General features: G+C 39.9%; 10 protein-coding genes. 5 read left to right on the forward strand and 5 right to left on the reverse strand.

Annotation, left to right across the window (positions count from 1 at the left end; genetic code table 11):
* Positions 1–5: 5 nt before the first annotated feature.
* The 3 genes from D0T50_RS07895 to D0T50_RS07905 all read left to right on the forward strand — a co-directional run bounded on the left by D0T50_RS07895 (position 6) and on the right by D0T50_RS07905 (position 2,587).
* Positions 6–1,094, forward strand: a complete 1,089-nt coding sequence (locus D0T50_RS07895; protein WP_163222977.1) for an HpaII family restriction endonuclease — start codon at positions 6–8, stop codon at positions 1,092–1,094.
* Between the two features lie 89 nt (positions 1,095–1,183).
* Positions 1,184–1,876, forward strand: a complete 693-nt coding sequence (locus D0T50_RS07900) for a hypothetical protein (protein ID WP_163222978.1) — start codon at positions 1,184–1,186, stop codon at positions 1,874–1,876.
* 12 nt (positions 1,877–1,888) lie between these two features.
* The gene (locus D0T50_RS07905; protein WP_163222979.1) at positions 1,889–2,587 is read left to right on the forward strand and encodes a hypothetical protein; all 699 of its coding nucleotides are present in this window, start codon (positions 1,889–1,891) and stop codon (positions 2,585–2,587) included.
* Between the two features lie 244 nt (positions 2,588–2,831).
* Here D0T50_RS07905 and gcvP read toward each other — a convergent pair whose 3' ends face one another.
* Genes gcvP through D0T50_RS07925 form a run of 4 tightly spaced genes read right to left on the reverse strand, consistent with a single transcriptional unit; the run spans position 2,832 to position 7,832 of the window.
* Complete coding sequence (gcvP, locus tag D0T50_RS07910) at positions 2,832–5,681, reverse strand: aminomethyl-transferring glycine dehydrogenase (protein ID WP_163222980.1); 2,850 nt, start codon at positions 5,679–5,681, stop codon at positions 2,832–2,834.
* Between the two features lie 24 nt (positions 5,682–5,705).
* Complete coding sequence (locus D0T50_RS07915) at positions 5,706–6,344, reverse strand: MBL fold metallo-hydrolase (protein WP_163222981.1); 639 nt, start codon at positions 6,342–6,344, stop codon at positions 5,706–5,708.
* A gap of 4 nt (positions 6,345–6,348) precedes the next feature.
* Complete coding sequence (gene rsmG, locus D0T50_RS07920) at positions 6,349–6,969, reverse strand: 16S rRNA (guanine(527)-N(7))-methyltransferase RsmG (protein WP_163222982.1); 621 nt, start codon at positions 6,967–6,969, stop codon at positions 6,349–6,351.
* 17 nt (positions 6,970–6,986) lie between these two features.
* Positions 6,987–7,832, reverse strand: coding sequence for a DUF3298 and DUF4163 domain-containing protein (locus D0T50_RS07925; protein ID WP_163222983.1), 846 nt, complete (start codon positions 7,830–7,832; stop codon positions 6,987–6,989).
* Positions 7,833–7,998: 166 nt separating this feature from the next.
* On the opposite strand from D0T50_RS07925, the gene lipB reads away from it, so the two are divergent.
* Both lipB and D0T50_RS07935 read left to right on the forward strand, forming a co-directional pair.
* Entirely contained in the window at positions 7,999–8,673 is a 675-nt protein-coding gene (gene lipB / locus D0T50_RS07930) for a lipoyl(octanoyl) transferase LipB (RefSeq protein ID WP_163222984.1), read from the forward strand.
* A gap of 77 nt (positions 8,674–8,750) precedes the next feature.
* Positions 8,751–10,835 carry an outer membrane beta-barrel family protein gene (locus D0T50_RS07935; RefSeq protein WP_163222985.1) on the forward strand — a complete coding sequence of 695 codons (2,085 nt, stop codon included), beginning with the start codon at positions 8,751–8,753 and terminating at the stop codon, positions 10,833–10,835.
* Between the two features lie 10 nt (positions 10,836–10,845).
* Here D0T50_RS07935 and rluF read toward each other — a convergent pair whose 3' ends face one another.
* Complete coding sequence (gene rluF / locus D0T50_RS07940; RefSeq protein ID WP_163222986.1) at positions 10,846–11,838, reverse strand: 23S rRNA pseudouridine(2604) synthase RluF; 993 nt, start codon at positions 11,836–11,838, stop codon at positions 10,846–10,848.
* Positions 11,839–12,094: the final 256 nt, after the last annotated feature.

A 12,094-nucleotide genomic window follows, 5' to 3' on the forward strand; every position in this document is an offset into this window, starting at 1 on the left:
AGATAATGGCATTTGAAGCAACAAAACAAGAATGGAGTGAACTATATACTTTTTTTCGTTTATTAAGTGAGGGCAGTGTACAAGTGGGTACAAAACAAGGAAAAGCAAACGAAAGTGCTGCCGCTTGGAGTATTGCACAAATAGTACGCGATGAGCACGATGGCAAACGTAACTACATCATTAATGAAGACAATATAACCATCAAAGGAGAGAATATCAGTTTAGTGGTTCCTCGCGAGTATTTTGGGAAAATAGCCGATTTGATACTCAGCACCATAAAAGAGTCGAAAGAAGATGAGGTGCCCTCGCCCGATGTGGTGGAAACTTTCTTGGATAAACTCAATATCTATGATTTGCAGGCAAAGACAGAAGACCGCACAGATCTTTCCATTGCCTTTTTCCATATTGACGCACCGCTGACGGGAGTTACTATTCGTTCGCGCATGGGGCGAATGAATCCTATCTTGGATGGGGGCAGAACTGCCAACCTGAAATTTGAACAGGTAGGAGTGAAGTTTCCTAATCCGTTAGTCAATAAAATAAATGCCATAGAATCTGCTAATGGTGTAGCCGAACGTATATTGGCTATCGAAACCAATGGTGGAGTATTGAAATACTCCGATGTTGCCGACAAAGTATTCCGTAGTAACCTGCTGATGATTGACCTGCACTTTCCGCGTATGCTGGCAGAGATGTTGCGCATTCTCTATCTGGATGACATTACGCGTGTGAGCGAATTGACTGAGGCTATCAAACAGCTTAACCCTTTGAAGATTAAAGACGAATTGATTAATAAGCATCTCTTTTACGAACACAAAATGAAACAATTCCTTTCGGCGCTGACGCTTGGCATGCGTCCGGCGAAAATTTACAATGGAGAAGATTCAGCGGTAGAAGGATTACTATTAATAAATGGAGATGGTGGAGTGGTGTTATATCATAAATCGCAAAAACAAGTGTTTGATGATTTCTTATTCTTCAACACCCGCTTTGAGAAAGGAAGCACAGAAAAAGATAAGTATGGATACTTGGAAAAAGAGAATGGAGTTTGGTTCTTTAAACTGAACGCGAAGATTGGTATAGTAAAGCGCTAGAGCCGATTAAGCTATTTTTCCGAAAAAATATTCACTATTTCTTAATTATACACTATCTTTGCGCTCTTTAATTAACAGTGTATAACAAAATGAAAAAAATCACGACAATCATTCTTTTAGGTTTAGTCGTAATGCAACCTATTCGCTTAGCAGCTCAAGAGTTTTCAATCGGTGCCGACCTAGTAACCACTTTTATGTGGCGCGGTATGAAATGTGCCGATGCTTCGTTTCAACCCTACATGACAATTGATATGGGTAAGTTCTCTTTCATGGCATGGAACAACACAAACCTGAATGATTTCGGGCAAGATGTTGACCTTTTCTTAAGCTATGAAGACAAAGGGTTTCGTATTGAGGTAGCCGACTACTTTGTAGAAGCCGCCGGCGAAAAGTTTAATTACTTCGACTACAAAGCTCATAGCACCAACCACATGTTTGATGCTACGGTTTCTTACCAACTCAGCGGAAAATTACCCATAAAGTTTTTGTGGAGTACAATCTTTGCCGGTGATGATTACTGCAAAGTAAATGGTGATCGCGCTTATTCTTCTTACTTGGAAGTTTCGTACCCCTTCACTGCCAAAGGCATTGATTTCAACGCCGAAGTAGGTATCACCCCATGGGAAGGTATGTATGCCGATGATTTCAATCTGGTAAACATTGGCTTAGAAGCTGCCAAAAAGGTGAAAATTACCGAAACAATTTCGTTGCCTATCTCTATTAAGTTTATAGCCAACCCTGCCGAGGAGCGCACTCACATAGTATTTGCTGTAAACTTCTAATAATAAAATAAGATGAAAAAGAGCGATTTTATTTTTATACTAGTTTTATGTATTATGTTCTTGCCATTTGTTTTCAGCAAGGACGCGTACAATTTCTATATGCACATGTCGGGTAATCATGCTATGATTATGGGCTTTATTCAATATGCATTGTTGGCAACCATTGGCGAAATGCTGGGATTGCGCCTTCAAACAGGTGTGTATGTAAATAAAGAGTTGGGTGTATTTCCACGTGCTTTGGTATGGGGAACATTGGGACTTACTATTGTAGCCGCTATTCGTATCTTTGGTGTAGGTACGCCGGTATTTCTAGATTATGTATTTGGTCTTGATGCAGGTACATTCAATGGTGCTATTTTTGCTCCCGAGTTTAGTGGTTTAAAACTGTTAGGCGCATTCTTCATGGCTTTCTTTATGGATGTGTTCTTTTCGCCGTTGTTTATGATTGTTTTTACAATTTATGATATGCACATCAAGCAAACAGGTGGAACTTTGAGCGGTTTCTTTACCAACAAGGTACAATACAGCAATAATCTGCAGAGTTTCAATTGGAAAGTGCAGTGGCAATTCGTGTTCATGAAAACAATTCCATTCTTCTGGATTCCGGCACATACTATTATGTATTTGATTCCTACAGAGTTTCAAGTATTGATGTCGTCTATGCTGGGAATTGTATTGGGAGTAATACTTTTCATTGCCAATAGAAAATAGAACTCATTTTTTATTTTTGAAAGATATCAGAAAGGGGTGGCACTTGTAATAAGTGTCGCCCCTTGTTTATTGATTCTTACAATATGTATATGGTGAAATATGCTTCTAAAAATGCAGTGAAAGAAGAACCATTTTTGACTTTGTTTTGATTCAAAATGAAGTCAAAACGTACTCAAAATGAAGTCAGTTTTTCTACTTATAGCATTTGATGCAAATGCCATAAGCAGAAATTCTTCTCTCGTATTTAATCCAGTATTCCGTAACGGGTTGGCAATAGTTTCCTGTCGCCCAATGTATTGTCTACCCGAGCTACATTTATCCAGAACTTATTCTCGCGTACCGAGTCAATAGGGTAATAAGCCTTTTCGCGCGAATAGCCGTGATTCCAATCACTGGAAATAGCTTCGTATTCGGGGTGTGGTGAGTTAATCAACACATTATCAGCTTTATCCGCTTCTCCTGACTTCACTTCTTGTATCTCTTGGTAAATATTCAACATTACGTCAATGAAGTTGTTCAGTTCCGCCAAACTTTCGCTTTCCGTAGGCTCTACCATTAGCGTGCCGTGCACAGGGAATGAGAGAGTGGGGGCATGGTAACCATAATCCATCAAACGTTTGGCGATGTCGGTTTCGGAGATACCGGTTTCCTCATGAATCTTTCTACATTCCAGAATAAGTTCATGTCCAACAAAACCATTTGCACCTCTGTAAACGACTCCGTATGTATCGTTCAAACAAGCTGCCATATAATTGGCACTAAGAATAGCAATGCGTGTAGCTTGTGCCAATCCTTCCGAACCCATCATCCGGATATAGCCATAAGTAATAGGCAAGATACCCGCACTACCGTAGGGAGCCGAAGAAACTTCGTTTTGTGGATTCCCAAAGAATGTATGCCCCGGCAGGAATGGTACAAGATGTTCGGCAACACCAATCGGTCCAACACCCGGCCCGCCACCACCATGAGGTGAAGCAAAGGTTTTATGTAGGTTGAGGTGGCATACATCGGCACCGATATATCCCGGATTGGTTAGCCCTACCTGTGCATTCATATTGGCACCATCCATATATACTTGTGCTCCGCAGTTGTGGATAATGTTACATATCTCAGCAATATCCGTTTCGAAAATTCCATGTGTGGATGGATAGGTAATCATCAAAGCAGCAAGGTCTTCACGATTGGCTTCCGCTTTTTCGCGTAAATCGTTCATATCTACATTTCCATTCTCATCACACGCACAGATCACAATACTGTATCCTGCCTGTATAGCCGAAGCAGGATTTGTTCCATGCGCCGATGAAGGAATTAATATTTTATTACGATGCCCCTGACCAATATTTTCAAGATAAGCACGAATCACACGTAGTCCGGCATATTCTCCTGCTGCTCCCGAGTTGGGTTGGAAACTAATGCCGGCAAATCCGGTAATTATCTTCAACTCTTCACCCAGTTTTTTGATAAGCTCCAAATAACCTTCGGCTTGTTCTACCGGTACTAAGGGATGAATGCCCATTAGCTTAGCGTTAGAGAGGGGAAGCATTTCCGAAGCAGCGTTTAGTTTCATGGTACACGACCCTAATGGAATCATGGAATGTGCCAATGAAATATCTTTTCTATCCAGGCGTTTGATGTATCTCATTAGTTCGGTTTCCGTATGGTATTTACGGAAAACCTCGTGCGTAAGGTACTTACTCTGGCGTTTAAACTCTTTTCTAATGGTGGTGGTTGCAGGAATTTTATCAATCTTAATCGCGTCTTTCTCGGCAGCTATACAGAAAATGTATAGTAAAGTATTTACGTTGGCAAGCGTTGTGGTTTCGTCCACACTTAAACCTACATCACCATTTTCGAAGTAGCGTAGATTAACCTCCTTGCTCAAGGCAATAGTGCGAATGTCTTTGGCCGATATATGTTCGGGCAATACGAAGCGCAGTGTGTCAAAGTACTGTTCATTAACTTGTATGTAGCCCAGTTTAATCATATTTTTTTCCAGGCAAGCTGCTGTTTCATGAATACGCGTAGCAATCGCTTTAATTCCTTCCGCACCATGATATACTGTATAAAAACCTGCCATGGTAGCCAATAAAGCTTGTGCGGTACATATATTAGAAGTTGCTTTGTCGCGTTTAATGTGCTGTTCGCGTGTTTGCAATGCCATGCGGTAACATGCTTTTCCGTATTTATCTTTGGATAAACCAATAATACGACCGGGCATATTACGTTTGTACTCTTCGCGCACAGCGAAGTAGGCTGCCGAAGGACCACCATAGAATAAAGGCGTACCCCAACGTTGTGTTGTGCCAAATACAATATCTGCTCCCCATTCTCCCGGAGGAGTAAGTAGTGCCAAACTCATTAAATCGGCAGCTACAGCTACCTTGCAGTTGGCTTCGTGCGCCTTTTCGGTAAAGGTGCGATAATCTTCTATGTTTCCATTTGAGTTAGGGTACTGTATGATGCAAGCATATATGTCAGGGGTAAACTCAAGATCTTTGTAATTGCCTATTTTGACAGTAATACCTTGTGGAATGGCACGCGTATTAATCACGGCGATAGTATGGGTAAATACTTTCTCGTCGATGAATATCACATTGGCGTTTGATTTTTGCTGCTCGCGAGTGCGTAGCGCAAACATCATACTAACAGCTTCGGCAGCTGCTGTTCCTTCATCCAGTAGCGAACAGTTAGCAAGGGGCATACCGGTAAAGTCGCTTACTGCTGTTTGAAAATTCATCAATGCTTCCAATCGTCCTTGTGACACCTCGGCTTGATAAGGAGTGTAAGAAGTATACCAAACGGGGTTTTCAAATACATTTCGTTGAATAACCGAAGGTGTAATTGTATTATACCAACCTAAACCAATATAGGAAGTAAACAATTGGTTCTTGGCTGCAATCTCTTCAATATGGGCAGCAAAGGCTGACTCTGTAAGTGTTTCCGAAAGTTTCAAAGGTTCTTTCAGCAGAATATTTGCCGGGATTGTCCGTTGAATTAGTTCGTCCAACGAGTTAACACCTATTTTCTTGAGCATTATCTGTTGATCTTCTTCCGTGATGCCAATATGTCTTTCGGCTAAGTGATTTGTTTTCATTGATATTTAGTTTTATAGGGTAGATTATCTAAAAAATGGATTCTCGGCTTTCTCTATACCAATTGTTGTTGGATTACCATGTCCTGGATAAACAATTGTCTCGGCAGGTAAGGTGAAAAGGCGGCTGCAAATTCCGTCTTTTAGTTCTTCGAAGTTACCGCGAGCTAAATCTGCCCGTCCAATGCTGCCTTGAAATAATACGTCGCCCGAGAAAATGCAATTGTCTGCCTTAGCATAGTAAACTAAACTCCCCGGCGAATGTCCCGGTACATGAATAGACTCCAAGGTAGTGTTACCAAAAGTAACTAAATCGCCGTCACATAAATATTTCCCCAACAGAATCAACTCTTCTCTTAGCTCAAAGCCAAACGACCGCGACTGTTGTGGAGCTTTCTCAATCCAAAATTCATCAGCTTGGTTACCCTCGGGAGAGAGTCCAAACTCTTGTTTCATAAATGTATTACCAAAGATATGGTCTAAATGCATGTGCGTATTGAGCACATGTTTCAGTGTCAGTTGGTTGGAGATGATGAAATTTTTCAGCGTTTGTTTCTCTTCGTCATAGAAACAACCAGCATCAATAACCACTGCCTCTTTGGTTTCGTCCCATAAAACGTAACAGTTTACAGGGAACATATTAAACTCAAATCTCTTTATTTTCATATGATTATATCGTAACGTATACTACTTTTTTTGTTTCGAAGAAAGGTTCCTCAAACGAATCCTTAAGATCATATATAATTGTTTTGTTCTTAAAAGGCATCGTCTCATTCTCCAATTCGCCTCCTTTCAGGCAAATCAGACCGTTTGGAAGTGCATTTGTTTGTTTTACAGCAATATTTTTGCGAATGATTTTTATCAAATCGGTGAGTGGCATTACTGCGCGGCTTACCACAAAGTCAAATTTTTCTTTCTCTTCTTGTGCGCGTGCATGTCTAAAGGTTACATTCTTCAGATTAATAGCATCTGCAACTTCATTCGCTACACGTACTTTCTTGCCGATGCTATCTACCAAATGAAACGTTACTTCGGGAAAAAGTATTGCCAGTGGAATACCAGGAAATCCACCACCTGTTCCTAAATCCATAACGGTTGTCCCGGCACGGAAGTTAATAATCTTTGCTATTCCAAGCGAGTGAAGCACATGATGTTCGTACAAATTTCCAATGTCTTTGCGCGATATTACATTAATTTTGCTATTCCAATCGGTATATAAATTCTCCAACGCATCAAATTGCTTGCGCTGCTCTTCCGTTAAATCAGGGAAGTATTTAGTAATAATGTTCATTAAAGGTAAAGTGAGGTCTATTTCTTTATTTGACTGATTATTTTATTACTAACCATCAAATGTTTGATGGCGTCGTAGGGCAATTTGATTTCTACCGCACCCATTACATAAGGAGTAAATTCGTAAATATTGTAATGGAACAGCATGCCATCTTCTTCTAAACAGAAGTTTTCGGTAGGGAACAGATCATCCATTAATCCATAACCCATATCTTTCAAAGCTTCGCGTGAAGCTACATTTTTATCCAACATTAACTGGTTCCAAAGTAAGTCGGTCAGCATCTCTTCGTAGCCTTCTGCGAAAAAATCAGTTAACCCTAATATCTTTTTTTCGGAAAGGTCTATATTTAGAAACATCGTGCGATACGAAGGATGTGCCCCACCTGTGTACTCATTGAAATGCACACTATACGTCAGTAGGTCTCCTTTATATAATAGAATTTTGCTCTCTATATCTTTGTAATAAGAGTACCATGACCTTACATAATCGGTATTGTCTTTATCTTTAATATCTTCAAGATACATGGGTTCCAACTCTTTGTGGTAAGTATCAAAGTAGTTGTTAGCATAGAGGCGGATCATATTTTGGGGCTCGCCCACATAGAGTTCATCTTCAAAACAGGCAGATGCAAAGATTTTAATAAGTGTGTCTTTCAGCACTTCGTCATTTGACTTTAGAGGATAAGCAAACTTAATGGCAAGTGTAGCTCCCGGTTTTGCTGTATCTCCAAACATGTGTGTCTCTTCGTTGAGTTCTACTTTATCAAATATCAACGCACCTGTGGCTGATTTGTTACCACAAGAAGAATAAATCAAGCTTGTGTAAACAAGAATTGCAAACAAAGTTACATATTGTTTTTTCATAAAACAGTTTCTTTTAAAAGTGAGAATTTAGTCATAAAACTATACGCACAAATATAGAATTTATTCATGACATAGCTTCTATAAAGAAATAAAAAACGGCATCTTACATGTAGATTAATTAAAACTCTCTACCTTTAGAAACTGTTTTTATAATACCTTAAGAAGTATGCCTACCAAAGAAACCTATATAGACTGGGGCACAATACCTTATGCCGAAGCTTGGGAACAGCAGACAAAACTGTTTACCTCCGTTATTGAAGCCAAGAAAAGTGGGAAGCTACATCCTGATTACCTTATTATATGTGAGCACCCGCATGTGTATACTTTAGGTAAAAGCGGAAAAGCAAACAATATGTTGCTCAGCGAGGAGCAACTGCAACGGATGGATGCAACGCTTTATCATATCGACAGGGGAGGGGATATTACTTATCATGGGCCGGGACAGGTTGTTTGTTACCCCATTCTTGATCTTGAAGCCTATGGTTTAGGATTGAAAGAGTACATACATCTTTTAGAAGAAGCTGTTATTGCTGTGTGTGCTTTATATGGCATTACGGCCGGAAGAATGGAAAAAGCAACCGGTGTGTGGCTTGATGTCGGTACTTATAAAGCTCGAAAAATATGTGCTATTGGTGTGCGAAGCAGTCACTATGTAACCATGCACGGACTCGCCTTGAATGTAAACACTAATCTGCACTATTTTAGTTACATTAACCCATGTGGATTTATAGACAAGGGGGTAACTTCTATGCAAAACGAATTAGGAAAAGTATTGGATATCAATGAAGTGAAGAAGCAACTATATACAGAAATCAAGTGCCTTTTGCAACAACGTATTTAAGAAAAATAAACAAATACACCTGTTTTTTCAAAGATAATTTGTAGCTTTGGCAGATATATTGAAAAACAACCTTATTTATGGAGCGATTTATTATTCTGATAACTTTATTCGCGGTAACTACTACTTATTCTTTTTCGCAATCAAATGACAATGATACGACATCTCTTTCGTTGGATAGTCTGTACATGGAACTTCCCGAAGTGCTCATAAAAGGTGAGCGCCCCATAGTAAAAGCCAAAGAAGGTAAACTTATATACAATCTTCCTCAACTGATGGAAGGTAAACCTGTAGATAATGCGTACGAAGCTATCAAAGAGCTTCCCGGCATTGTAGATATGGGTAGCGGATTAACACTGCTCGGCAAAAAAGTAAATGTGGTTATTGACGGAAAAGTGTCTACAATGAGCGAAGAGCAACTCATCAATCTGCTGAAAACCATCCCTGTGTCTACCATAGAAAAAGCCGAAGTAATGGCTGCTGCCCCTGCACGTTATCAGGTACGTGGCCCGATGATAAACCTTATACTTAACACCTATAGCGCCACCGCTCCTTATTTACAAGGAGAAGTCTACACCTCTTGGGTAAAGGATTACTATGCGCAATATCAGGAACGAATTAATTTGCAATTCACAGCATCGAAGTTTTCGGCGGATTTACTCTATGGTTACCATCATGGCAAGCAACGTTCGGGTATTAATAAAGAGGCGAGGCATATTGTAGATGGTATCACATATCCTATCCAAAACTCGGAAATAGCCAAAGGGTGGGGCAATACCCACACCATTCGCTATGGTATGAACTACAGCTTCGACGAGAAGAACGTACTATCTCTTGTTTACAATACAGAGATACACAACGGCAGAAGAAAGGGAACCACCACAGGTACCGAAGAGTCTTTCGTACGAAATGTCTATGACGACCAATTGCATAATTTAAAATTGGATTACACCTCTTCTTTTGGACTAACAGCAGGTAGCGAATTTACTTTTTATCAATCGCCCAGTACTCAGGATTTGCATAGCTTATTGAATAATGAAGAAATAAATGTGTATTACGAAGAAAAGCAACGCATCAACCGTTGGCGCTTTTATGCTACACAAGAACATGCGCTAAAAAATAACTGGGCCATAAATTATGGTGCAAACTACACTACCACGCTCGATAATAGCTATCAGTATTACTATGACAGTCAGACGGGGATGTTTGATCCGGACAAATCCATGCAAGCACGTAAACAAGAACACACATTTAATGTATTTGCCGGATTCAGCACCACTTTTGGTGAGAAACTATCCTTGGATGCTTCTTTTGCTGCCGAGCGTTATAAGACCACGGTTTGGGATGAGTGGGCGTTTTATCCCACACTGAATTTATCATACTATGCCGCTCCCGAGCATATCTTTCAATTCTCTTTCTCGGGCGACAAACAATATCCTCCGTTTTGGAGTGTAAATAATGCTATAGCTTATACAAGCGCGTATACAGAGATTCATGGTAACCCGGAGTTGAAACCCAATTCAGAATACCAGGCAACTCTTACTTATATTCTGAAAAGTAAGTACATGTTTTCGGCATTCTATAATTATGAACCCGATTACTCCACACAGGTTCCTTACCAACGTCCCGATAGATTGGTTGAAGTCTATAAAAATCTTAATTTTGATTACAAGAAACAGCTTGGTTTACAAGCCTCTATACCCTTAAAAGTAAAGAATATATTAAATTCAAGATTTACTGTTGTAGGCTATTATATTCGCGAAAAAGACAAAGATTTTTGGGATATTCCTTTTGACCGGAGCGATTATTCGTTCATACTTGTGATGGATAACTCATTGAAACTATTCACCAAACCCAATATAACATTAAATGTTTCGGGCTTCTATCAGAATGGAAGTATTCAGGGTATTTATGATTTGGGACGATCGGGCAATCTGGATGCATCGTTGATGTGGAGCTTCCTAAAAGATAAAGCAAGACTTACCTTAAAAGGGGCGGATTTGTTTGATACTTCTTCCATTACCCCACGCATTGACTTCAAAGGACAATATACGGTGAATCGTTTTATTCAGCAGAACCGTTCGCTTCAAATATCCTTTAGCTACCGTTTTGGCAGTTACGAAGAGAAGCAATACGAGGAAGTAGATAGATCGCGGTTCAAATAAGAAGCTGTTTTTATTTCTTTTTCCCTTGTACTGCTGCCCGCTGTTTGGCTTGTGGCTTTCCAGTCTTTACTCTCGATTTTCCTACACGCGGACCGGTTGCGTGTCTTTTAAAGGATTTCTTAGGTTTTGCAGGCTCTTCCTCTTCTACAGGTTTAACAAATCGCGGTTTGTTGGGGTTTGCCTTTTTGGGTTGCTTTGCTACACTTGTTGCCTTGCGATAGTCCGTTTTGATGTCATATTCGTGCAAGGCTTTGTTCATCGCCTTGTTACTGTTGCTAGGTTTCTTTGCATTAGCAATGCTTTTTGATTCTTCTAGCAAATCAAATAACTCTTCCATTTCGGCATCAGTAAGGTTACGCCAGTTTCCTTGACCTAAGTTGCCCAATTTAATATTCATTACTTGGATGCGTTCCAGTTTCAGAACTTCATAATCAAAGTATTCGCACATGCGGCGTATTTGTCTGTTAAGCCCTTGTACCAGAGATATTTGAAAAGTATAAGGGTTTATCTCTACGATTTCGCATCCGCGAGTTACTCTATCCAGAATAGGTACACCTTGTGACATCTTGGTAAGAAACTCCTTAGTAATGGGTTTGTCTACCTTTACGATATATTCCTTCTTATGATTGTTGCCTACACGGAGTATTTTATTCACAATGTCACCATCATTAGTCAGCAGAATCAACCCTTGTGAATCTTTATCTAATCGACCAATAGGAAAAATTCGCTGTTCGTGGCTGATAAACTCTATAATGTTGTCTTTTTCCTGCAAATCGGTAGTAGTAACCACACCCACAGGTTTGTTGAATGCAATATAGACCGGCTCAACTTCGTTCACAATCAACTCGCCACGTACACGTACTTTTTGCCCGGGCAGCACGCGCTGACCAATGACGGCTTTCTTTCTGTTTACCGTTACTTGTCCTTCTTCAATAAGTCTGTCTGCTTCTCTACGTGAGCAAAAGCCTGAAGCACTGATGTATTTATTTAATCTATATTCCATGATGGGCATTGTTATTCAAGGCACAAACTTACGCAAAAATATACGATAATTAAGCGGGTAGGGTAAAAGAATAGCTATTTTATCATCTCTCATTGCACTTCTTCTCTCTTCAAACTATCTCTCTTTGCCGCAGAGACACTGACATGTTGTGCTTTTGTCTGTCTTATACGGGATTTGGTTGTCACCTTTTTGCTGCATAATATTTTCTTATTTATGCATAAAACCGTACAACATCGCTACAGTGAAACTTTTAAGT

Origin of the sequence: Bacteroides sp. 214, assembly GCF_010501015.1 — a bacterium.
Lineage (GTDB): Bacteria > Bacteroidota > Bacteroidia > Bacteroidales > Bacteroidaceae > Bacteroides.